Consider the following 22,298-nt stretch of genomic DNA (forward strand, 5'->3'; position numbering starts at 1 on the left):
TGGGCAACTTGCGATAAAACTGTGCTTGCTGCGAGGAGGTAACGCCGCGATCACATGGAATATTCGGCCGCCAACATGCCGGCATGGCTGGCATATCTCTTGCATTGCATTCCGAGGAACAGAAGCATGGCAAATCGCCCATGCCCCCAGCAAACAGAGGTGTGAACATGAAACGGATCCTACTGGCAACTACGGCCGTCCTCGCGGTGCTGTCCACGCAGGCCACCGCGGCCGAGAAGGTGGTCTTCGGCACGAACTGGCTCGCCGAACCGGAGCACGGCGGCTACTACCAGTCGGTTGCCGACGGCACCTACGCCGCATGCGGCCTCGACGTCGAGATCATGCAGGGTGGGCCGCAGGTTTCCGGCCGGCCGCTGCTTCTGGCAGGCAAGATCGATTTCTACATGGGCGGCAACATGCTGCAGGCCTTCTCGGCCGTCGAGCAGGACATTCCGCTGAAGGTCGTCGCCGCCGATTTCCAGAAGGATCCGCAGGTCCTGATGTCGCATCCCGGTCAGGGGCTCGACACCTGGGAAGACCTGAAGAAGGCCGACCAGTTCATCCTCGGTGACGAGGGCAACCAGACCTTCTTCCAGTGGATGGTCGCGGAATTCGGCTTCGACGCGTCCAAGCGCGTTCCCTACACCTTCAACCCGGCGCCCTTCATCGCCAATCCGAAATCCGTCCAGCAGGGCTACGTCACGTCGGAGCCGTTCGCCGTCGAACGCGAAGGCGGCTTCAAGCCCAATGTGTTCCTGCTCGCCGACAATGGCTGGAGCACCTACGCCACGACGATCGAGACGATGCAGAAGACGATCGACGAACGTCCGGAAGTGGTCAAATGCTTCGTCGAAGGCTCGGCCAAGGGCTGGTACAATTATCTCTACGGCGACAACACGGCCGCCAACGAGATGATCAAGAAGGACAATCCGGACATGACGGATGAACAGATCGCCTTCTCGATCAAGCAGTTGAAGGATTTCGGCATCGTCGATTCCGGCGAGACGGAGACCATGGGCATCGGCGCCATGAACGACGAGCGCATGGCCGACTACTATGCCAAGCTGGTCAAGGCGGGCGCCATCGGCGACGGCCTCGACATCAAGAAGGCCTATACGCTGGACTTCGTGAACCAGGGCGTCGGGCTCGACCTGAAAAAGTAACGCTGCGACAGGTAGTTACGCGTGGATGTACGAATGGCCCAAGCGGCAGCCACTGACGGACCGCAGTTGATCCTGCGGTCCGTCGGCAAGACTTTCGGAAATGACGTCGTGGCGCTGCGCGACGTCAACATGACCATCAATCACGGCGATTTCCTGAGCCTGCTCGGACCGTCGGGCTGCGGCAAGTCGACGGCGCTGCGGCTGGTGGCCGGGCTGTCCTCGCCGACCTCCGGCCTGCTCGACTGGCGCGGCCCGCCGATGGGCAAGAGCGATGTCGGCTTCGTCTTCCAGGAGCCGACGCTGATGCCGTGGGCGACGGTGTTCGAGAATGTCTGGCTGCCGCTGAGGCTGCAGGGCGTTTCGCGCGCCGAGGCGACGCCGCAGGTGAGCGAAGTGCTGGCGCAGGTCAACCTGACCGGCTTCGAGAATGCGGTGCCGCGCGAATTGTCGGGCGGCATGAAAATGCGCGTCTCGATCGCGCGCGGCCTCGTCACGCGGCCGCGTCTCCTGCTGATGGACGAGCCCTTCGCCGCTCTCGACGAGATCACGCGTTTCCAGCTCAACAGCGATCTTCTGGCCTTGTGGGAGCAGGAGCGCTTCACCGTCATCTTCGTGACGCACAGCGTGTTCGAGAGCGTGTTCCTGTCGAACCGCATCGTGGTCATGGCGGCACATCCGGGCCGCGTTTACGGTGAGATGGAGGTCGACGCACCTTATCCGCGCGACGAGCAGTTCAGAACGTCGGAGGATTACGCCCATCTGACCCGCAAGGCGTCGTCGATCCTTCGGGCGGCGATGGGCATCGAAGACGGCGAGGGGGCGCATCCCGATGTCCTTCACTGACACGCGGTCGCATGCGGCGCATGAAGAGGTGCCTATCGACGCCGAGGAGGCGCGGCGTGCCCGCGCGCGCAGGCTGGAGAAGACCGGCCGGTGGCTGTTTCCGATGCTGATCATGGTTCTGGCGATCATCATGTGGGACCGGATCTGCGTCTGGAACGAGATCCCGCGCTACATCCTGCCGCGCCCGGGCGAGGTGCTGGCGACGCTGATCACGGACCGGGGGCTTTTGTTCTCCTCGCTTCTGACGACACTGAAGATCACCTTCCTGTCGCTTCTTCTGGCGGTGCTGGGCGGGGTTGGGCTGTCGGTGCTGTTCACCCAGTCGAAATGGGTGGAGATGAGCTTTTTTCCCTTCGCCGTCATTTTGCAGGTAACGCCGATCGTGGCGATCTTTCCGCTGATCAACATCTATGTCGACAACCAGACGGCGAAGCTTCTGCTGTGCGCGTGGATCGTCGCCTTCTTCCCGATCCTGTCGAACACGACGCTGGGGCTGAACTCGGTCGATCGCAACCTGCTCGACCTGTTCAAGCTGAACGGCGCGTCCCGCTGGCAGACATTGTGGCACCTGCGCCTGCCGGCATCGATGCCGTATTTTCTCGGCGGGCTGAAAATCGCCGGCGGTCTGGCGCTGATCGGCGCCGTCGTGGCGGAATTCGTGGCCGGCACGTCGGGTCAATCCTCGGGCCTCGCGAGCCGGATCATCGAGGCCGGTTACCGGCTGAACGCGCCGCGGCTTTTTGCGGCTTTGATCCTGATATCGTTCACCGGCATCCTCATCTTCCTCGTGCTGACCTGGATTTCCAACCGGATCCTGCGCCGCTGGCACGAAAGCGCGCTGAAACAGGAGCATTGATGTCTGGTGGTCCGATCGTTTCCAGCGGCAAGGGTTTCACGCTGCATCGCGTACATCTGCATTCGTCCTGGGTCGATGGCGGCGCCGCGCGCCACGACAGCGAGGGTTTCGGCCTTTACGACCTGACCGTCGCCGATGGGCGCATCGCGGCGATCGCGCCGTCGACGGATGACAGCGCCGGCGCGGAAAACGACATGCGCCGCCGGGTCGTCATGCCGGCCTTCATCGATTGCCACACCCATCTCGACAAGGGCCATATCTGGCCGCGCAAGCCCAATCCGGACGGTTCCTTTCCCGGTGCGCTGGAGGCGGTCGGGGCGGACCGCATGACCAATTGGTCGGCCGCCGATGTCGAGGCGCGCATGGAGTTCGCGCTGAAATGCGCCTGGGCCTACGGCACCAGGGCGATCCGCACCCATCTCGATTCGTTGCCGCCGCAGGAGACGATTTCGTGGCCGGTCTTCGAGATGATGCGCGAGCGCTGGGCCGGCCGGATCGACCTGCAGGCGGCGTGCCTGTTCGGGATCGACTCGGCGCGCGACGAAGCATGGTTCGACAATCTGGTCGCGCGGGTGAAGGCGGCGGGCGGCGTGCTCGGCGCCGTCACCTACATGGTGCCGGACCTCGACGAATTGCTCGACCGGATGTTCCGGGCCGCGCTCGATCACGGGCTGGAACTTGATTTCCATGCAGACGAGACGGACGCTGTCGAGGCGGTGTCGCTGCGCAGGATCGCCGAAGCGGCGGCGCGGCACGGCTATGACGGCCGTATCCTGATCGGCCATTGCTGCTCGCTGGCGCGCCAGCCCGACGCGGAAGTTTTGCGCACGCTCGATGCGGTCGCCGCCAGGAACATCTCGGTCGTCTCGCTGCCGATGTGCAACATGTACCTGCAGGACCGTAGGTCCGACGGCGCGACGCCGCGCTGGCGCGGGGTGACGCTACTGCACGAGATGAAGGCGCGCGGCATCAATGTCTGCGTCGCCTCGGACAATACGCGCGATCCGTTCTACGCCTATGGCGATCTCGACATGATCGAGGTCTACCGCATGGCGACGCGCACCATCCATTTCGATCATCCTGTCGCCGACTGGCCGAAGACGGTTCTCGCCAATCCGGCGCGAGCGATGGGACTGGACGACAGCTACGGCAAGCTTGCGGAAGGCGGACCGGCGGATTTCGTGATCTGCGAGGGACGCTCCTGGACGGAAGTGCTGTCGCGGCCGGAAAGCGGGCGCATCGTCGTGCGCAACGGGGCGGTCGTCGACCGCGCGCTGCCCGCCTACGAGGAACTTGACCGTTTAATGGAGTAGGACATGGCCGATTTGCAGGCGCTGAGAGCGGATATCGAAGGCATCAGGATCGAGGACAACGAGAAGATCGTCCAGCAGAAGAGCCGGGACTTCTACTGGTATTCGCCGGTGCTAAAGGAGCGCCTCGAAGCCGTGACCGGCGATCTCGTCGTCTCGCCCAAAACAGAAGCCGAATTGATCCGCGTCCTGAAGGCCTGCTACAGGCACGGTGTGCCGGTGACGCCGCGCGGCACGGGAACCGGAAATTACGGCCAGGCGATGCCGCTGTCCGGCGGCGTGGTTTTGTCGCTCGCCGACATGAACGAGATCCGTGAAATCGCGCCGGGCAGGGCGGTTGTCGGTCCCGGGGTGATCTGCTCCGACCTCGACAAGGCGGCTCGTTTCGAGTCCGGCCAGGAGATGCGGATGCATCCTTCCACGGCGCATACGGCGACGGTCGGCGGTTTCATCGCCGGCGGCTCGGGCGGCGTCGGGTCGACGCGCTGGGGCGGCTTGCGCGACTTCGGCAATGTCATCCGGTTGCGCGTCGTCACGATGGAAGAGGAGCCGCGCGCCCTCGAGCTGACCGGCGAGGACCTGCACAAGGTCACGCACGCCTACGGCACCAACGGCATCATCACCGAGGTCGAACTGCCGCTGACGGCGGCCTATGACTGGGTCGACGTGATCGTCGCCTTCGACGATTTCATGGAGGCGGCGACCTACGCCAATGCGCTCGGCCGCCAGGACGGCATCCTGTTGAAGCTGAACACGGTCGTCGCGGCGCCGGCGCCGTTCGACTATTTCAAGCGGCATCAGAAATTCCTCAAGGAAGGCGAGAACACCGTCATCTGCATGGTGGCGCCGCAATCGCTCGATGCGTTCCTTGCCTTCACGCGCCGCGAGGGCGGACGTATCGCCTTCAACCGGTCGGAACTGGCCGAAGAGGACCTTCGCGGCCTGCCCGTCGCCTACGAGCTCGCGTGGAACCACACGACGCTGCGCGGCCTGCGCGTCGACCCGGCGATCACCTATCTGCAGGTGCTCTATCCGTTCCCGGACCAGCTCGCGCTGGTCTCGAAGCTGCACGAAATGTTCGAGGGCGAGGTGATCGATCATCTCGAATTCGTGCGCTTCGACGGCGACATCACCTGTTTCGGTCTGCCGATGGTGCGGTATTCCACGGAGGAACGGCTCGACGAGATCATCGAGACGTTCAATCGCGAAGGCGCGCCGATCTTCAATCCGCATCGCTACACGCTGGAAGAGGGCGGCATGAAGCAGACGGACGAGATCCAGCTTGCCTTCAAGCGCGAGGCGGACCCCAGGGGATTGCTCAATCCGGGCAAGATGATCGCCTGGGAAAATCCGGATTACGACTTCGACAGCGGCGCCGTCTGGCTGTTCAAGGGACTGCAGAAAGCGGGTTGAGACCATGCGCATCCTCGTGCTTCACGCGCATCCGGTCGCCGAAAGCTATAACGGGTCCCTGCATCGCCTGATCGTCGAGCGCCTGACGGCCAACGGCCACAAGGTGGACGATTGCGATCTCTATGCCGAAGGTTTCGATCCGCGCCTGACCCGCGATGAGCGGCTGAACTATCACGATATCGGGCCGAACATCGAGCCGGTGAGGGTCTATGTCGAGCGGCTGCGTGCGGCGGAAGCGCTGGTGATGAGCTATCCGGTCTGGAACTTCGGCTACCCGGCAATGCTGAAGGGCTTCTTCGACCGCGTGTTTCTGCCCGGCGTGTCGTTCAAGATGGTCGACGGCAAGGCGACCCCGTGCCTGCACAACATCCGCAAGGTCAACGTCGTCACGACCTATGGCGGTACGCGCACCCGCGCTTTCCTCGTCGGTGACCCGCCGCGCAAGGCGGTCAACCGGGTGCTGCGGGTGATCGTCAAGCCAGGCGCGCCGTTCAAGTATCTCGCGCATTACGACATGAACCGCTCGACCGACACGACGCGCAAACGGTTCATCGGGCGTGTCGAGCAGGCGATGGATGCCTTCTGATGCGCATCCTTGTCATTTTCTGCCATCCTGTGCCCGAAAGTTACGGTACGGCACTGCGCGACACGGTGATGAAGGGGCTGGCCGAGGGGGGAAACGAGACGCGGCTGATCGATCTCTATGCCGAGAAGTTCGATCCTGTCATGGGCTGCGAGGAGCGGCGCACCTATAACGACATGAAAAGCCATCAGCATCCGGTGCCCGACCATGCGGCGCACCTGGCCTGGGCGGAGGGGCTGGTGTTCGTTTATCCGACCTGGTGGTATGGCTTGCCGGCGATGCTGAAGGGGTGGCTCGACCGGGTCTGGACGCCGGAAATCACGTTCTCGATTGCGCCCGACACCAAGCGGATCCGGCCGCTGATGACGCATATTCGCAAGCTCGGGGTCGTGACCACCTGCGGCGCGCCGCGCTGGTGGTCCTATCTCGTCGGTCATCCCGGCAAGCGCACGATCATGCGCGGCATGCGGGCGCTGTTCGCCAGGCGCTGCAAGACGGTCTTTCTCGCCCACTATCTGATGGATGTGTCGACGCCACAATCACGAGCCGCGTTTCTCGGCAGGGTCGAGCGTGAGATGCGCCGGTTCTGACGCCGGTCAGACCGCCACGGGCGGTTTCGTCTCTTCGGCACGGTTTTCGATCGGCGGCGTTTTGCCGCCGTCCCCGTCCGGATATGACAGAAACTGCAGCTCCGTTGGCGGAACGCCCTGAATCGAGCGGATGACGCAGGTCGCCAGATCGCGCCCGCCGAGGCGCACGTCCTCGTTGATGACCTCGATATCCTCGCGGAAGCGCCTGAGGATATTGGTGTGCTGCTTGGAGACGATCAGAACGTCACGGCCGACGCGCAGCCCGGCCTGCTCGATCCCTGCGACCGCCGCGATCGCCGCGCCACCGCTGCCGCAGACGATGCCGTCCGGGCGATCCGGCGACTGCATGACCTCGAAGACGCCGGCCTGGATCGTATCGAGATTGTCGTCGACGGTGATCGTGTCAAGCGGAACCCGGCGCAGGCCGCATTCGCGCAGTCCCGTCGTGAACCCGGCCTTCATGTGGCGCGAATAGGTCAGGATGTCGGGCGGAGCGATCAGGGCGAGGCGTCTGGCCCCGCGTTCGGCGAGACGTTTCACTGCGTCATAGGCAAAGCGTTCGTTATCGAAATCGTGCCACGGATGCTCGATGCCCATCTCGGTGCGCCCATGGGTTGCGAAGGGCATGCCGTTTTCGGTCAGGTAGCGCACGCGCCGGTCCTGCAATTCCGTGCGTGACAGGATGATCCCGTCGGCGGAACCGGTTTCGACGATGTATCGCACCGGCTCCATGGGATCGTTCTGGTGCGCATAAGGCGTCACGACGAGATGGTATGGCGTATCGCGCAGCACCTCGGAAATGCCGTAGACCATCTGCGACGTCAGGCCCATGACCTCTTCCTCGGTGTTGAGAACGAGGCTGATGACATTGGTCTTGCCGGTGCGCAGGCGCACGCCGGCACGGTTGGGCCGGTAACCGATCTGCTGGGCGACGAGACGGACGCGCTGCTTGGTCTCCATGCCGATATCGGGCGCGTCCTTGAGCGCGCGCGAAACCGCCGTCACCGAATAACCTGTCATGTAGGCGATGGTTTTCAGGGTCGGAGGCCCGGCAGTCGGGACCGTCGTGTCCGGCCGATCAGTTCTTTTTCTTTTTGTCATGTTCCCGGCCCCTGAATGCCGCCGGAATATAGGCTGGCGGGGATGAGGGTTTCAACCAGTGCGACGCTTTTTCCGCAAACGTTAAAGTATTTTGCGTTGCGGCAATTCATTTTGCGGTGCCGAAGTGCAGATTGATGCGCGCTTGATCGAGGTTCTATAACTCGCTGAATTTTATACGTTAATTGCTCAATTTTCGATGTCTGTCCGATTTTCTTCACAGCTCGAATTATTTTTTCCGAACCTGTTGCGCGACAAATTGCCTTGCCATACAGTTTCACTGCAACGTTAAAGTTTCCAGGGAGGAATACATGCGTCTTCGTACAATGATTGCGGCACTGGCGGCGTCCGCCGTCCTGCCGATCACCGGCGCCCAGGCGACCGATCTCGAGGTCACCCACTGGTGGACTTCGGGCGGTGAAGCCGCCGCGGTCGCCGAATTCGCCAAGGCGTTCGATAATGACGGAGCCGGCGACCACTGGGTCGACGGCGCCATTGCCGGGTCCGGCGGTGTCGCGCGTCCGATCATGATCAGCCGGATCACCGGCGGTGATCCGATGGGCGCCACGCAATTCAACCATGGCCGCCAGGCGGAGGAACTGGTCCAGGCCGGGTTGATGCGCGATCTTACCGATCTCGCGGACAAGGAAGGCTGGCGCGATGCGATCGGCGATCCGAAGCTGCTCGATTCCTGCACACTGGACGGCAAGGTCTATTGCGTGCCGGTTAATATCCACTCCTGGCAGTGGCTGTGGCTGAACCGTCACGTCTACGAAGACAACGGCTTGGCCGTGCCGACCAATTGGGAAGAATTCGTTTCGACCGCTCCGGCGCTGCGCGAAAAGGGTATCATCCCTCTCGCCATGGGCAACCAGCCCTGGCAGTCCTCCGGCGCTTTCAATGTGATGGCGATCGCGCTGACCGGTGTCGATAACTTCCTTGCCGTCAACCGCGACAAGGATGCCGAGGTGGCGGCCGGTCCGGCTTATGCACGCTTGTTCAAGGCCGCGGCTGACGCCCGCGATTTGCGCCAGGGTTCGAACGTTCAGGACTGGAACCAGGCAACCAGCATGGTCATCACCGGCAAGGCCGCCGGCCAGATCATGGGCGACTGGGCCCAGGGCGAATTCGCTGTGGCCGGCAAGGTCGCCGGCGTCGACTACGACTGCCTGCCGGGCCTCGGCACGAACCCGATCGTGTCCACGGACGGCGACGCGTTCTACTTCCCGAAACTTGACGATCCCGACAAGTCGGCGGCCCAGTTGCGGCTGGCCTCGGTGATGTTCTCCAAGGAGGCGCAGGTCGCGTTCAACCTGAAGAAGGGATCGATGCCGATTCGCACCGACGTCGACCTGGCGCAGGCCAATGCCTGCATGAAAAAGGGTATCGCCCTGCTCAAGGAAGGCAAGATCGCTCCGTCTACCAACCAGCTCCTCAGCCCGGACACTTCCGGTCAGATCGAGGATCTGATGACCGAGTTCTGGTCGAGCGACTCGATGAGCGCCGAAGATGCACAGAAGCGTTACGCGGAAATCATCGCGAACGCCGACTGATCTCCTCCCGGGCATGCAATGCCCGCCGTCGGCCTGCGATCTCGCAGGTCGGCGGCATCTTCGACACTTTGAGCCAGCCGGTCTGCCGGTAGGGGGTGACAATGGCGCAATATCCGCGCCCCGTACAACTGTTCCGGAATCTGAACGCGAAGATCGCCGCGATTCCGATGATCGTAACCGCGGTCGTGATATTTGCTGGCGGTACGATCTGGACCGTCGTCTATTCGTTCACGAACTCCAAACTGCTGCCACGGGTGAAATGGGTTGGACTGGACCAGTATGAACGGCTCTGGTCGACCAGCCGCTGGCTGATCTCCATCGAGAATTTGATGATCTACGGCGTGTGTTCGCTGATCTTTTCGCTGGTCATCGGGTTCATGCTCGCCGCGCTGCTCGATCAGAAGATCCGGTTCGAAAACACGTTCCGCTCCATCTTTCTTTTTCCGTTTGCGCTCAGCTTCATCGTCACCGGGCTGGTGTGGCAGTGGATACTCAATCCGGATTTCGGCGTTCAGAGCGTGATCCGCGAGCTGGGATGGGAGAGCTTCTCCTTCGATCCGCTCTACAACCCGAACATCGTCATCTATGGAATCCTGATTGCCGGCCTGTGGCAGGGAACCGGGCTCATCATGTGCCTGATGCTGGCTGGTCTGCGCGGCATCGACGAGGACGTGTGGAAGGCGGCGCGCGTCGACGGCATCCCGGTCTGGAAGACCTATCTCTTCATCATCATTCCGATGATGCGGCCGGTGTTCATCACGACGCTGGTCATCATCGCCTCGGGCATCGTACGCGTCTACGACCTCGTCGTCGCCCAGACGAGCGGCGGACCGGGCATCGCCTCCGAAGTGCCGGCGAAATATGTCTACGACAAGATGTTTCTCGGCCAGAACCTCGCCCAGGGCTTCGCCGGCTCGACGATGATGCTGCTGTCGGTGCTGATCGTCCTGATCCCCTGGGCCTATCTCGAATTCGGGGGCAAGAAACGTGTCTAATCCCGCTACCATCAGTATTGCCGTGGCAGGCATGGATCCCGTCCGGAATCGTGTTGACGGAGGGCCGAGCGGGCCCAGGCCGCGCCGCCGCTTCTCGCGCCGCAACATCTTCATCTACGGCACGCTCTTCGTCGTCGCGGTCTACTATCTGCTGCCGCTCTACGTGATGATCGTGACGTCGCTGAAGGGCATGCCTGAGATCCGGCTGGGCAATATCTTCTCGCCGCCGGTGGAGATCACCTTCGAGCCATGGGTGAAAGCCTGGGCGGAAGCCTGCACCGGGCTCAACTGCGACGGCCTCAGCCGCGGATTCTGGAATTCGGTGCGGATCACGGTTCCCTCGGTGTTCCTGTCGATCGCGGTCGCCTCGGTCAACGGCTACGCGCTTGCCAACTGGCGGTTCCGCGGCGCCGACATCTTCTTCACGATCCTGATTTTCGGGGCGTTCATTCCCTATCAGGTGATGCTGTATCCGATCGTCATCATCCTGCGCGAAATCGGTCTTTACGGGACGCTGTGGGGGCTGGTGCTGGTGCACACGATCTTCGGCATGCCGATCCTGACGCTTCTTTTCCGCAACTACTTCACCTCGTTGCCGGAGGAACTGTTCAAGGCGGCGCGCGTCGACGGGGCGGGGTTCTGGGGGATCTATTTCCGGATCATGCTGCCGATGAGCCTGCCGATCTTCGTCGTGGCGATCATCCTGCAGGTGACCGGCATCTGGAACGACTTCCTGTTCGGCGTGATCTACACCAAACCGGACCTCTACCCGATGACCGTGCAGCTCAACAACATCGTCAATTCCGTCCAGGGCGTGAAAGAGTACAACGTGAACATGGCCGCAACGCTGCTGACCGGGCTGGTTCCACTCGTCATCTATTTCATTTCCGGAAAACTCTTCGTCCGTGGCATCGCTGCTGGCGCCGTGAAAGGCTGATTATCCATGGAAAGCGTATCCATCCGCGACGTGAGCCTGAATTTCGGGGCTGTCCGCGTCCTGGAAAAACTCAATCTTGATGTCATGGAGGGGGAATTCCTCGTCCTGCTCGGACCGTCCGGCTGCGGGAAATCGACCTTGCTCAATTGTATCGCCGGCCTTCTCGACGTCAGCGACGGGCAGATCATCATCAAGGAACGCAACGTGACCTGGCAGGAGCCGAAGGACCGCGGCATCGGCATGGTGTTCCAGTCCTACGCGCTCTATCCGCAGATGACGGTGGAGGGCAATCTGAGCTTCGGCCTGAAGAACCAGGGCATGCCGCGCGACCAGATCAGGGAACGCATCGAGCGGGCCGCGAAAATCCTGCAGATCGAGCCGCTGCTCGCCCGCAAGCCGGCGCAACTGTCGGGCGGCCAGCGCCAGCGCGTGGCAATCGGCCGTGCGCTGGTGCGCGATGTCGACGTGTTCCTGTTCGACGAGCCGCTGTCGAACCTCGACGCCAAGCTGCGCTCGGAGCTGCGCGTCGAGATCAAGCGGCTGCACCAGAAGCTGACCAACACGATGATCTATGTCACGCATGACCAGATCGAGGCGCTGACGCTGGCGGACCGGATCGCGGTGATGAAGGGCGGGGTCATCCAGCAGCTCGACGAACCGCATACGATCTACAACCGGCCGCGCAACCTGTTCGTCGCGGGCTTCATCGGCTCGCCGCCCATGAGCTTCCTCGATGGCGAGGTCATGGCGAAGGGGAACGGTTTTTCGTTCCGGCTGGGCGAGCATGAAGTCCCGCTTGCGGGGTATGTCGCCGAAACCGAACTCGCTCCCAAGCAAGCCGCCATATTCGGCGTGCGGCCGGAACATGTCGAGATCCATCACGAGGGCGATGTTCCGGAAACGGCGCTCTATCCGGCCACGGTCGATCTGGAGGAGCCGATGGGGGCCGACAGCCTGGTATGGGTGTCGCTCGGCGGCCATACACTGTCGGCGCGCGTCGATTCCTCCCAGCGCTTCCGCCGCGGGGACAAGGTGCGGATCGGCTTCAACCTGTCGATGGCCTCGATCTTCGACCAGGAAACAGAAATCCGCTTATAAGGCACACGATCTCCCATGAACGTCCTGCAAACATCTGCGGCAAAGTCCTTCGCGACTCCAACCGGCGCGTTCGATCTCGCCGGAACATGGTCGCTCGCCGACAGCGAGGGCGGCCACGCGGCTGAGATCGCGCTGCCGGGGGACGTGCATTCGGCGCTGTTTGCGGCGGGCCTCATTCGCGATCCCTATTTCGGGCGCAACGAATACGACGTGCGCTGGGTGGCGGAGCGCGACTGGGTCCTGACGCGGGAATTCACGCTCGACGACCCTGACGTCGAACTGGTGGTCTCCGGGCTCGATACGATCGCCGAAGTCCGGGTCAACGATCAATCCGTGCTGCAGGGCGCAAACAGCTTCCGGACCTGGCGCGCGGACCTGTCGCCGGCCGCCATTGCCGGGACGAACCGGATCGAGATCGTCATCCGGTCGAGTATCGCCGAGGGCGCGCGACTGCAGGCGGCCCAGCCGTTCCATGTGCCGTGGAACAAGGACAACTGCCCGATTCCGAACGGCAACATGCTGCGCAAGCCGCAATGCGATTTCGGCTGGGACTGGAACATCGCGCTCGCGCCGCTCGGCGTGCATGGCGACATCCGCCTCGAGCCAAAACGCGCCGGGCGGCTTGCCGATATTCAGGTGCGGCAGCGGCATGACGGTTCGAAGGTTACGCTCAACCTGATTGCGAAGATCGAAGGCGAGTCGGCTGAAAAGGGAATCGAATTCCTGTTCGGCGGGTCGCTTGTCGAAGTGCCGGTGCGAAATGGCGAGGCGCATGCCGAAATCGTTGTCGACAATCCGGAATTGTGGTGGCCGGCCGGTCTCGGCGAACAGACCCTGCACGATCTCGAGGTGCGTTTCGGCGAACAGGTCCTTCGCAGGCGCATCGGGTTGCGCTCCCTCGACCTCATGGTCGAAGAGGATGGCGGATTCAAATTCCGCGTCAACGGGCGCGATGTCTTTGCGCGTGGCGCCAACTGGATCCCGGCGGATGCGCTGCCCGGCCGGGTCACGCCGGAAAAGACGCGGGACCTGCTGCAATCGGCCGTCGACGCGAACTTGAACATGCTGCGGGTCTGGGGCGGCGGGCGCTACGAGCCGGACTGGTTCTACGACCTGTGCGACGAGCTCGGCCTGATGGTCTGGCAGGACTTCATGTTCGCCTGCCATCTCTATCCGTCGACGCCGGAATTCCTGGCCGAAATCGACCGGGAGGTGCGCGAAGTCGTTGCGCGGATCGATTATCATGCCTGCATCGCGCTGTGGTGCGGCGACAACGAACTGATCGGCGCGCTGACGTGGTTCGAGGAAAGCCGTAACAATCGCGACCGCTATCTCGTCGCCTATGACCGGTTGAACCGCACGATCGAAGGCGCATTGAAGGAAACCGCGCCGGAGGCGAACTGGTGGCCGTCGTCGCCATCGCCAGGCTATCTGAAATTCGGCGATGCCTGGCATGACGACAGTTCGGGCGACATGCATTTCTGGTCAGTCTGGCACGAGGGCCGCGATTTCGAGCATTACCGGGACGTCTCGCCGCGTTTCTGCTCCGAGTTCGGCTTCCAGTCCTATCCGTCGATGCAAACGATCCGGACCTTCGCAGAACCGAAGGACTTCAATATCGCCGCGCCGGTGCTCGAAAGCCACCAGAAGAATGCCGGCGGCAATGCGCGCATCGCCGAAACGATGTTCCGCTATTTCCGCTTTCCGACGGATTTCGGGAATTTCGTTTACCTGTCGCAGGTCCAGCAGGGACTGGCGATCAAGACCGCCGTCACGCATTGGCGCAGCCTGAAACCGCATTGCATGGGCACCCTCTACTGGCAGTTGAACGATACATGGCCGGTGGCCAGCTGGTCGTCGCTGGATTACGGCGGCGGCTGGAAGCTGATGCATCACATGGCGCGCGGTTTCTTCGCGCCGGTGATCGTCAGCGTTGTGCCGGAGGAGGGCGGTTTCGCCTTCAAGGGCGTGAACGACACGCTGACGGGCGTTTCGATCGATCTGGAGGTCTTCGCCGCGAAGATGACGGGCGAGGTCCGCAGCCTCGGCGCGGTCAGGGGCGACGTGTCTCCCGACGCAGCGGCGCGCCTGCTCGATATCGGCACCGATGCGGTTGGCGATGGCGAATTTCTCGCCTGGCGCTGGATTGCCTCCGACGGCAGCGCCGGCGGCGACATCTTCACGCCGAAGCCGTTCAAGGCCTACGACCTGCTTGCGCCGCAGGTCACGGTCGCGGCGCGCGAGGACGGGTCGATATGGCGGCTCAGGCTGAGCGCGGAAAAACCGGCCTTTTTCGTTGCCGTCGAGGCGGATATCGCGGGCCGTTTTTCTGACAATGCCTTCACGCTGTTTCCCGGACACGATACGGAAATCACCTTCACGCCGAGGGACCGCGATTCCACGCCGTCTTTCGTCATCCGCGATCTCCACTCAGCAACATACGGTCCATCATGAAACGCTCTGTCATCAACGACATCATCCGCGAAAGCGACGCCTTCATCCGCTCCTTCGGCTACATCATGCCGCCCTTTGCCTATTGGCCTCCGGCCGAACTGAAGCGGCATACGGAAACCGACAGCGCGCGCATCCGCGACCACCGGCTCGGCTGGGACATCACCGATTATGGCCAGGGCAAGTTCGAGGAGCTGGGCCTGTTCCTGTTCACGGTGCGCAACGGCAACAACGCCAATGTCGAGAAGGGCAGGGGCATGCTCTATGCCGAGAAGATCATGATCTCGGGCGAAAACCAGATTTCGCCGATGCACCGGCACAATCTCAAGACCGAGGACATCATCAACAAGGGTGGCGGCACGCTGGTGCTGGAGCTGTTCAAGGCCAATCCGGACGGCTCGATCGACCAGAACGCCGAGGTGAATGTGCTGACCGATGGCACCCGGCGCAGCCTTCCGGCGGGCGGCCTCCTGAAGCTCGCGCCCGGCGAGAGCGTGACGCTGGAGCCCGACTGCTGGCACGCCTTCTGGGGCGAGGGCGGCAAGGTGCTGATCGGCGAGGTCTCCAACGTCAACGACGATCTCACCGACAACATCTTCCGCGATCCGATCGGGCGGTTCTCGCAGGTCGAGGAAGACACCGACCCGCTGCACCTGCTTGTTTCCGACTACGACACCTGGCTCCGCTGAGCCCATTTCGAGGATGTATCCATGACCGAGTTTTCCTATCAGCTCTACAGTTCACGCAATTTCCCGCCGCTTTCGGAGACGCTGAAAATGCTCGGGTCGCTCGGATACACACAGGTCGAAGGCTATGGCGGACTGTTCGCCGATCTCGATGCGGTCGACGAACTGAAGGCGGACCTCGCCGGTAACGGCCTGTCCATGCCGACCGGCCATTTCGGTCTCGACATGGTGCAAAACCAGCCCGACCGCGTGCTCGATATCGCCGGGGCGCTCGGCATCGAGGCGGTTTTCGTGCCGGCGGTACCGGCGGAGGAGCGCAAAAAGGACGCGGCCGGCTGGCGCGCGCTCGGCGAGCAGCTCGCGGCGGCGGCCGAACCGTACCGGAAGGCCGGGCTCATCTTCGGCTGGCACAACCATGCCTTCGAATTCGTCGAAACCGAAACCGGTGAAATGCCGCTCGACCTGATCATGGCGGGCGATCCGAAGCTGGCGCTGGAGTTCGACGTGGCCTGGGCCGTGAAGGGCGGCCAGGATCCGATCGCCTGGATCGAAAGATATTCGAAGCGGATCGCCGCGGCCCATATCAAGGACATCGCGCCCGAGGGCGAATGCGCCGACGAGGACGGCTGGGCCGATGTCGGCCACGGCGTCATGGACTGGATCGGGATCATGGCGGCGCTGCGCGACACCACGGCGCGCTGGTTCGTGATGGAGCACGACAATCCGAACGACCATGCCCGCTTCGCCCGCCGGTCGATCGAAACCGCACGCACTCTCTGAGGATTGGAAACATGAACAAGCTCGGTGTCGGCATCATCGGATGCGGCAACATCTCGGCCGCCTATCTGCGGCTCGGCCCGCTGTTCAAGGCGCTGGAAATGCGCGCGGTCGCCGACGTCAACATGGACGCGGCCAGGGCGCGGGCCGATGAATTCGGTGTCCGCGCGACGAGCGTCGAGGACCTTCTGGCGTCCAGAGACATCGACGTTGTCGTGAACCTGACAATCCCGGATGCGCATTTCATGGTGACCAAGGCGATCCTGGAGGCGGGCAAGCACGCCTATTCGGAAAAGCCGCTCGTTCTTTCGCTGGCCGAAGGCGAACAGTTGCGCGGTCTGGCGGACGGTAGGGGGCTGCGCGTCGGATCGGCCCCGGACACTTTCCTCGGCGGTGCGCACCAGCTGGCCCGCGCCAGGATCGACGAGGGGCTGATCGGCGACGTCGTCGCAGGGACCTGCCACGTCATGTCGCACGGCATGGAGCACTGGCATCCCAATCCCGACTTCTTCTTCCTGCCCGGTGCAGGTCCGGTGCTCGATGTCGGGCCGTATTATATCACCAACCTGATCCAGCTGATCGGGCCGGTGAAGCGGGTCGCGTCGCTGACCTCCTCGGCGACGTCGACCCGCACGATTTCGACCGAGGGGCCGCGCAAGGGCGAGGTGATTCCGGTCAAGACGCCGACCAACATCCACGCGCTGCTGGACTTCGAGAACGGCGCGACGATCACGCTGTCGGCAAGCTGGGACGTGTGGGCGCACCGCCATGCCAACATGGAGCTCTACGGCAGGGAAGGTTCGCTGTTCGTGCCCGATCCGAACTTCTTCGGCGGGACGGTCGAACATGCGGGCCGCGACGGCAAGATCGCGCCGCTGCCGGAATGGGATCATCCGTTCGGCGTGGCCAACCAGGAACATCCGGCCGGAGCCAGGGCCAATTACCGCACGGCGGGACTTGCCGACATGGCGCAGGCCATCGTCGAGGAGAGGCCGCACCGCTGCTCGCTGGAACTGGCGATCCATGCCGTCGACGTGATGACGTCGATCCTGAAGTCGGGCGAGACCGGCACCTTCGTCGAACTGATGACGAGTTGCGAGCGTCCGGCGGCCTTGTCGCCCGACGCGGCCCGCAAGCTGATGGGCTGACTGTTGGCCAGCGTGCAATTCGCCGGCGCGCCGGCCTCATATCGATACGAATGAAAGGGTAAGCCATGACCTATGTGCCTGCAGAAAGCCGCTACGAGAAGATGGTCTATCGCCGTTGCGGGAAGTCCGGGCTCGATCTGCCGGCGATCTCTCTCGGCCTGTGGCACAATTTCGGCTACGACACGCCGCACGACACCAAGCGCGCGATCGTCCAGGCGGCATTCGACCACGGCATCACGCATTTCGATCTCGCCAACAATTACGGTCCGCCGGCGGGCAGCGCGGAGGAAGCCTTCGGCGAAATCCTGCGCACCGACCTGAGAGGCTATCGCGACGAGATCATCGTGTCGTCGAAGGCCGGCTACATGATGTGGCCCGGGCCTTACGGCGAGTGGGGCAGCCGCAAATACCTGATCTCGTCCTGCGACCAGTCGCTGAAGCGCCTCGGCCTCGACTATGTCGATATCTTCTATTCGCACCGCTTCGATCCGGATACGCCGCTGGAGGAGACGATGGGCGCGCTCGACCAGATCGTGCGTTCGGGCAAGGCGCTTTATGCCGGCATCTCGTCCTATAATTCGGAGCGCACGCGCGAGGCGGTGAAAATCCTCAACGACCTCGGCACGCCGTGCCTGATCCACCAGCCGTCATACAACATGCTCAATCGCTGGGTGGAGCGCGACGGGTTGAAGGACACGCTGAAGGAACTCGGCATCGGTTCCATCGCGTTTACGCCGCTCGCGCAGGGTATGCTGACCAACAAATATCTGAAGGGCATTCCCGAAGACAGCCGCGCCGCGCAGGGCAAGTCGCTGAAGAAGGAATTCCTCAACGAGGATGCGATCGAACATATCAACAAGCTCAACGACATCGCCAAACGGCGGGGCCAGTCGCTCGCCCAGATGGCGCTGGCGTGGGTGCTGCGCGAGGGCGGCATCACCACGGCGCTGATCGGCGCATCGCGGCCAAGCCAGGTGATCGATTGCGTCGGCGCCGTCGGCAATCTCGATTTCACGGCCGAGGAGCTCGCCGAAATCGACAAATATGCCGACGAGGAGAACATCAATTTGTGGGCGCAGTCTGCCGAACAGAAGAAGGGGGCGGCGCAGAGATGATCCGCAATCCGATCCTTCCCGGCTTCAATCCCGACCCGTCCTTCTGCTGTGTCGGCGAGGACTACTACATCGCCACCTCGACCTTCGAGTGGTATCCGGGCGTCCAGATCCACCATTCGCGCGATCTCGTGAACTGGATGCTGGTGTCGCGGCCGCTCGCGCGCAAGGCGCTGCTCGACATGCGCGGCAACCCCGACAGTTGCGGCATCTGGGCACCGTGCTTGTCGCATGCGGACGGGAAATTCTGGCTCGTTTATACCGACGTCAAGCGCTACGACGGCAATTTCAAGGACGCGCCGAACTACATCACGACCTGCGAGACCATCGACGGCGAATGGTCCGATCCGTGGTATGTCAATTCGTCCGGCTTCGACCCGTCGCTGTTCCACGACGATGACGGGCGCAAGTGGTTCATGAACATGCAGTGGAACCATCGCGGGCCGGGCACCGGCGGCAACCCGAAACACGCTTCCTTCGATGGCATCCTGCTGCAGCAATGGGATCCGGAGAACGGCCTGACGGGTCCGGTGACCAATATCTACCCCGGCACCGACCGCGGGCTGACCGAGGCGCCGCATATCTTCAAGCGCCATGGCTGGTACTATCTGACGACGGCGGAAGGCGGCACCGGCTACAACCATGCGGTAACCATGGCGCGGTCTCGGTCGATCACAGGTCCCTACGAGGACCATCCGGACAAGCACCTGATCTGCGCCGCCGATGCGCCGGATCACCCGATCCAGCGGACGGGCCACGGCCAGTATGTCGAGACGCATTGGGGCGACATCTACCACACCTTCCTGATGGGTCGGCCGATATACGGACCTGACGGCACGGGCCGGTTCTGCCCGCTCGGGCGCGAAACCGGGATCGAGCGCTGTGTGTGGGGCGAAGACGACTGGCTCTATCTCGAAGAGGGCGGGCTGTTGCCGCGCGTGGAGGTGCCGTCTCCGACCGATGCCGAGCCATTCGCGCCGGAACCGGTGCGCCGGACATTCGACGGCGCGGCGTTGCCCGAGGAGTTCCAGTGGCTCAGAACGCCGGACACGGGCCGCATTTTCCGCATCGGCGACGGCGCGCTGACGCTGACCGGGCGCGAGAGTGCCGGCAGCTGGTTCGAGCAGGCGCTCGTCGCCCGCCGGCAGGAGCACCTTGCCTATGCGGCCGAAACGGAGGTTTTTTTCGATCCCGTCACCTATCAGCAGGCGGCGGGGCTGACGACCTATTACAATCGCCACAAGTTCCATGCCTTGCTGGTCTCGCACGAGCCAGGAATCGGGCGCGCGCTGGTGATCCTGTCGTGCAATGGCGACTGGCCGAATGGCGCGCTCACGAAACCGCTCGACGTACCGGTCGCCGTGGGCGAGGGGCCGGTCGAAATGCGGGTGGAGGTCGACCACGCCGTGCAGCGGTTTTTCTGGCGGCAGGGCGGCGGCGCCTGGACCGTGATCGGACCCGTGCTGGACGCATCAGTGATTTCCGATGAGGGCGGGCGCGGCGAGCACGGCTCGTTCACCGGCGCCTTCGTCGGCATGCTCGCTTTCGACATCACCGGGCAGGGCAGGGAAGCCCGGTTCCCTCGGTTCGATTACGTGCCGGGTGAATGATGCGCAGCGAACTTGCGATCCATGATCTTTCGACCGGACAGATCGAGACGGTGCTGCAAACCGAGCGGCTGATCGAGGCGCCGAACTGGACGCCTGACGGGCAGGCGCTGATCGTCAATGGCGACGGAAGGCTGTTTCGCGTCGCGCTCGACGGTTCGCCGAATCTCGTCGAGATCGATACCGGTTTTGCGACGAGGCTCAACAACGATCACGGCATTTCGCCGGACGGAAAGACGCTGGCGATCAGCGATTCGACCGAGGAGGGGAAAAGCTGCGTCTACACGCTGCCGATTGCTGGCGGCGCGCCGATGCGGATAACGGCGCATGTGCCGTCCTACTGGCATGGCTGGTCGCCGGACGGGACAATGCTCGCCTATGTCGGCAAGCGTGATGCCGGTTTCGATATTTATGTCTGTCCGGCGTCAGGCGGCGAGGAAACTCGCCTGACATCCGGCTTCGAGCATTGCGACGGGCCGGACTACACGCCCGATGGCGAATGGATCTGGTTCAACGGCAAGCAGGATGGCCGGATGCAGCTTTGGCGGATGCGTCCGGACGGAAGTGCGCTCGAGCGGATGACAGACGACGAGCGCGTGAACTGGTTTCCGCATCCGTCGCCCGATGGCCGGACGATCCTCTATCTCGCCTATGAGAACGGCGTGGAAGGGCATCCGCGCGACCACGACGTCGAACTCAGGGCGATGCCGGCAAGCGGCGGCCTGCCGGAGGTTCTGCTCGGCCTGTATGGCGGGCAGGGGTCGATCAACGTGCCGTGCTGGGCGCCGGATTCCGGCCGCTTCGCCTTCGTGCGCTATGCGCGCACGGCCGGATAATCCGAAAACAGTCGAGTCGATTCAGCCTGTTGGCGGCCGGAGTTGATGCACGCAGTCAGCCAATTGTAATGTTCGATTTTATAGCACGGTTTCCGCGGCAATCATTCGCCAAGGGTGCGCTGCACAAACGAATCCCGGTTGACGGATGGGTAGCCGTACCGCATTTTGGCGCGACATATAGGGAAAACGCTATGCATTTTGACGAGTTCTTCGCCGATCGTCTTTCGTCGCTGCGCGATGACGGCAATTACCGGGTATTTGCGGATCTGGAACGTCATGCGGGCCAGTTCCCGAAGGCGACGCGCTACCGGGAAGACGGGTCGACGCAGGACGTCACGGTGTGGTGCTCGAACGACTATCTCGGCATGGGCCAGAACGAGAAGGTCGTTTCCGCCATGCATGCGGCGATCGACAAATGCGGCACCGGGGCGGGCGGCACGCGCAATATTTCGGGCACCAACCACTACCATGTCATGCTGGAGCGCGAGCTGGCCGATCTGCACGGCAAGCAAGCTGCGCTGATCTTCACCTCCGGCTATGTCTCCAACTGGGCGGCGCTCGGCACGCTGGCCGCGAAGATCCCCGGCGTCATCGTCTATTCCGACGCCTTGAACCACGCCTCGATGATCGAGGGCATCCGGCACTCGCGCTGCGAGAAGCGGGTGTTCAGGCACAATGACTGGAAAGACCTCGACCGGCTGATGAGCCAGGACGACCCGGCGGCGCCGAAGCTGGTCGCCTTCGAGAGCGTCTATTCGATGGATGGCGACATCGCGCCGATCAAGGAGATCTGCGACGTCGCCGACAGGCACAATGCGATGACTTATCTCGACGAGGTGCATGCGGTCGGCATGTACGGCCCGCGCGGCGGCGGCGTCGCCGAACGCGAGGGGCTGATGGACCGGCTCACCGTGATCGAGGGTACGCTCGGCAAGGCCTTTGGCGTGATGGGCGGCTACATCACCGGCTCGTCCAACCTGATCGACTTCGTGCGCTCGTTTGCGTCGGGCTTCATCTTTACCACCGCGCTGCCGCCGTCGCTTGCCGCCGGCGCGACGGCCTCGATCCGGCACCTGAAAGACAGCCAGGCCGAGCGCCAGATGCATCAGGCCAATGTCGCCCGGGTGCGCGCGGCGCTCGATGCGCGCGGTATCCCGCACATGCCGAACCCGAGCCACATCGTTCCGGTGCTGGTGGGCGACGCGAAGAAGTGCAAGTGGATCTCGGACATCCTGCTCGACC

Annotated in this window: 20 protein-coding genes; 19 read left to right on the plus strand and 1 reads right to left on the minus strand. The window is 63.0% G+C overall.

The genetic code is table 11. From position 1 onward, the window contains the following. The first annotated feature begins 167 nt into the window (after positions 1-167). The 7 genes from IG169_RS16545 to IG169_RS16575 are packed head-to-tail and all read left to right on the plus strand — an operon-like array spanning position 168 to position 6,758. Positions 168-1,163 carry an ABC transporter substrate-binding protein gene (locus IG169_RS16545; protein ID WP_193177347.1) on the plus strand — a complete coding sequence of 332 codons (996 nt, stop codon included), beginning with the start codon at positions 168-170 and terminating at the stop codon, positions 1,161-1,163. Positions 1,164-1,196: 33 nt separating this feature from the next. Next, positions 1,197-2,006 carry an ABC transporter ATP-binding protein gene (locus IG169_RS16550; RefSeq protein WP_193177348.1) on the plus strand — a complete coding sequence of 270 codons (810 nt, stop codon included), beginning with the start codon at positions 1,197-1,199 and terminating at the stop codon, positions 2,004-2,006. After that, entirely contained in the window at positions 1,993-2,862 is an 870-nt protein-coding gene (locus IG169_RS16555) for an ABC transporter permease (protein WP_193177349.1), read from the plus strand. Before IG169_RS16550 ends, IG169_RS16555 begins: the two co-directional genes overlap by 14 nt. A 14-nt stretch (positions 2,863-2,876) precedes the next feature. Beyond that, a complete protein-coding gene (locus IG169_RS16560) occupies positions 2,877-4,175 on the plus strand; it encodes a cytosine deaminase (protein WP_428982258.1) in 1,299 nt (432 codons plus the stop codon). Between the two features lie 3 nt (positions 4,176-4,178). Continuing rightward, positions 4,179-5,585, plus strand: coding sequence for an FAD-binding oxidoreductase (locus IG169_RS16565; RefSeq protein ID WP_193177351.1), 1,407 nt, complete (start codon positions 4,179-4,181; stop codon positions 5,583-5,585). 4 nt (positions 5,586-5,589) lie between these two features. Then, positions 5,590-6,171: an NAD(P)H-dependent oxidoreductase gene (locus tag IG169_RS16570; protein ID WP_193177352.1), complete on the plus strand. Its 582-nt coding sequence runs from the start codon at positions 5,590-5,592 to the stop codon at positions 6,169-6,171. Beyond that, positions 6,171-6,758, plus strand: coding sequence for an NAD(P)H-dependent oxidoreductase (locus IG169_RS16575; protein WP_193177353.1), 588 nt, complete (start codon positions 6,171-6,173; stop codon positions 6,756-6,758). The genes IG169_RS16570 and IG169_RS16575 overlap by 1 nt, the downstream gene beginning before the upstream one ends. Positions 6,759-6,764: 6 nt before the next feature. On the opposite strand, the gene IG169_RS16580 is transcribed toward IG169_RS16575, so the two are convergent. Continuing rightward, positions 6,765-7,859 (minus strand): LacI family transcriptional regulator, encoded by a 1,095-nt coding sequence (locus tag IG169_RS16580; RefSeq protein ID WP_193177354.1) that lies wholly within the window; start codon positions 7,857-7,859, stop codon positions 6,765-6,767. 308 nt (positions 7,860-8,167) lie between these two features. Here IG169_RS16580 and IG169_RS16585 point away from each other — a divergent pair, with 308 nt between their 5' ends. From IG169_RS16585 to hemA, 12 genes are all read left to right on the plus strand, one after another. Then, positions 8,168-9,409, plus strand: coding sequence for an ABC transporter substrate-binding protein (locus IG169_RS16585; RefSeq protein ID WP_193177355.1), 1,242 nt, complete (start codon positions 8,168-8,170; stop codon positions 9,407-9,409). 101 nt (positions 9,410-9,510) lie between these two features. Next, on the plus strand, positions 9,511-10,404 hold the full coding sequence (locus tag IG169_RS16590; RefSeq protein ID WP_193177356.1) for a carbohydrate ABC transporter permease: 894 nt from the start codon (positions 9,511-9,513) through the stop codon (positions 10,402-10,404). Positions 10,405-10,435: 31 nt separating this feature from the next. Then, on the plus strand, positions 10,436-11,341 hold the full coding sequence (locus IG169_RS16595; protein ID WP_210326072.1) for a carbohydrate ABC transporter permease: 906 nt from the start codon (positions 10,436-10,438) through the stop codon (positions 11,339-11,341). Positions 11,342-11,347: 6 nt separating this feature from the next. Beyond that, positions 11,348-12,439 (plus strand): ABC transporter ATP-binding protein, encoded by a 1,092-nt coding sequence (locus IG169_RS16600; protein ID WP_193177358.1) that lies wholly within the window; start codon positions 11,348-11,350, stop codon positions 12,437-12,439. Positions 12,440-12,454: 15 nt separating this feature from the next. Then, a complete protein-coding gene (locus tag IG169_RS16605) occupies positions 12,455-14,893 on the plus strand; it encodes a beta-mannosidase (RefSeq protein ID WP_193177359.1) in 2,439 nt (812 codons plus the stop codon). Then, on the plus strand, positions 14,890-15,579 hold the full coding sequence (locus IG169_RS16610) for a D-lyxose/D-mannose family sugar isomerase (protein ID WP_193177360.1): 690 nt from the start codon (positions 14,890-14,892) through the stop codon (positions 15,577-15,579). Before IG169_RS16605 ends, IG169_RS16610 begins: the two co-directional genes overlap by 4 nt. Before the next feature lie 21 nt (positions 15,580-15,600). Continuing rightward, a complete protein-coding gene (locus IG169_RS16615; protein ID WP_193177361.1) occupies positions 15,601-16,356 on the plus strand; it encodes a sugar phosphate isomerase/epimerase family protein in 756 nt (251 codons plus the stop codon). An 11-nt stretch (positions 16,357-16,367) separates the two neighbouring features. Next, positions 16,368-17,501 carry a Gfo/Idh/MocA family protein gene (locus IG169_RS16620; RefSeq protein ID WP_193177362.1) on the plus strand — a complete coding sequence of 378 codons (1,134 nt, stop codon included), beginning with the start codon at positions 16,368-16,370 and terminating at the stop codon, positions 17,499-17,501. Positions 17,502-17,566: 65 nt separating this feature from the next. Beyond that, positions 17,567-18,616, plus strand: coding sequence for an L-glyceraldehyde 3-phosphate reductase (gene mgrA, locus IG169_RS16625; protein ID WP_193177363.1), 1,050 nt, complete (start codon positions 17,567-17,569; stop codon positions 18,614-18,616). Beyond that, complete coding sequence (locus tag IG169_RS16630; RefSeq protein WP_193177364.1) at positions 18,613-20,223, plus strand: glycoside hydrolase family 43 protein; 1,611 nt, start codon at positions 18,613-18,615, stop codon at positions 20,221-20,223. The genes mgrA and IG169_RS16630 overlap by 4 nt, the downstream gene beginning before the upstream one ends. Then, the gene (locus IG169_RS16635) at positions 20,223-21,056 is read left to right on the plus strand and encodes a TolB family protein (RefSeq protein WP_193177366.1); all 834 of its coding nucleotides are present in this window, start codon (positions 20,223-20,225) and stop codon (positions 21,054-21,056) included. Before IG169_RS16630 ends, IG169_RS16635 begins: the two co-directional genes overlap by 1 nt. A 191-nt stretch (positions 21,057-21,247) precedes the next feature. Further along, on the plus strand, positions 21,248-22,298 hold a 1,051-nt coding region (hemA, locus tag IG169_RS16640), incomplete at its 3' end, for a 5-aminolevulinate synthase (RefSeq protein WP_193177365.1).

The organism is Oricola nitratireducens (assembly GCF_014904745.1).
Classification (GTDB): Bacteria; Pseudomonadota; Alphaproteobacteria; order Rhizobiales; family Rhizobiaceae; genus Oricola; species Oricola nitratireducens.

Coding starts and splice junctions, on each gene's coding strand:
- IG169_RS16545 (WP_193177347.1), top strand. CDS start 168: ATGAAACGGATCCTACTGGCAACTACGGCCGTCCTCGCGGTGCTGTCC.
- IG169_RS16575 (WP_193177353.1), top strand. CDS start 6,171: ATGCGCATCCTTGTCATTTTCTGCCATCCTGTGCCCGAAAGTTACGGT.
- IG169_RS16570 (WP_193177352.1), top strand. CDS start 5,590: ATGCGCATCCTCGTGCTTCACGCGCATCCGGTCGCCGAAAGCTATAAC.
- IG169_RS16620 (WP_193177362.1), top strand. CDS start 16,368: ATGAACAAGCTCGGTGTCGGCATCATCGGATGCGGCAACATCTCGGCC.
- IG169_RS16565 (WP_193177351.1), top strand. CDS start 4,179: ATGGCCGATTTGCAGGCGCTGAGAGCGGATATCGAAGGCATCAGGATC.
- IG169_RS16590 (WP_193177356.1), top strand. CDS start 9,511: ATGGCGCAATATCCGCGCCCCGTACAACTGTTCCGGAATCTGAACGCG.
- IG169_RS16605 (WP_193177359.1), top strand. CDS start 12,455: ATGAACGTCCTGCAAACATCTGCGGCAAAGTCCTTCGCGACTCCAACC.
- IG169_RS16585 (WP_193177355.1), top strand. CDS start 8,168: ATGCGTCTTCGTACAATGATTGCGGCACTGGCGGCGTCCGCCGTCCTG.
- IG169_RS16615 (WP_193177361.1), top strand. CDS start 15,601: ATGACCGAGTTTTCCTATCAGCTCTACAGTTCACGCAATTTCCCGCCG.
- IG169_RS16630 (WP_193177364.1), top strand. CDS start 18,613: ATGATCCGCAATCCGATCCTTCCCGGCTTCAATCCCGACCCGTCCTTC.
- IG169_RS16600 (WP_193177358.1), top strand. CDS start 11,348: ATGGAAAGCGTATCCATCCGCGACGTGAGCCTGAATTTCGGGGCTGTC.
- mgrA (WP_193177363.1), top strand. CDS start 17,567: ATGACCTATGTGCCTGCAGAAAGCCGCTACGAGAAGATGGTCTATCGC.
- IG169_RS16595 (WP_210326072.1), top strand. CDS start 10,436: ATGGATCCCGTCCGGAATCGTGTTGACGGAGGGCCGAGCGGGCCCAGG.
- IG169_RS16580 (WP_193177354.1), bottom strand. CDS start 7,859: ATGACAAAAAGAAAAAGAACTGATCGGCCGGACACGACGGTCCCGACT.
- IG169_RS16550 (WP_193177348.1), top strand. CDS start 1,197: ATGGCCCAAGCGGCAGCCACTGACGGACCGCAGTTGATCCTGCGGTCC.
- IG169_RS16635 (WP_193177366.1), top strand. CDS start 20,223: ATGCGCAGCGAACTTGCGATCCATGATCTTTCGACCGGACAGATCGAG.
- IG169_RS16555 (WP_193177349.1), top strand. CDS start 1,993: ATGTCCTTCACTGACACGCGGTCGCATGCGGCGCATGAAGAGGTGCCT.
- IG169_RS16610 (WP_193177360.1), top strand. CDS start 14,890: ATGAAACGCTCTGTCATCAACGACATCATCCGCGAAAGCGACGCCTTC.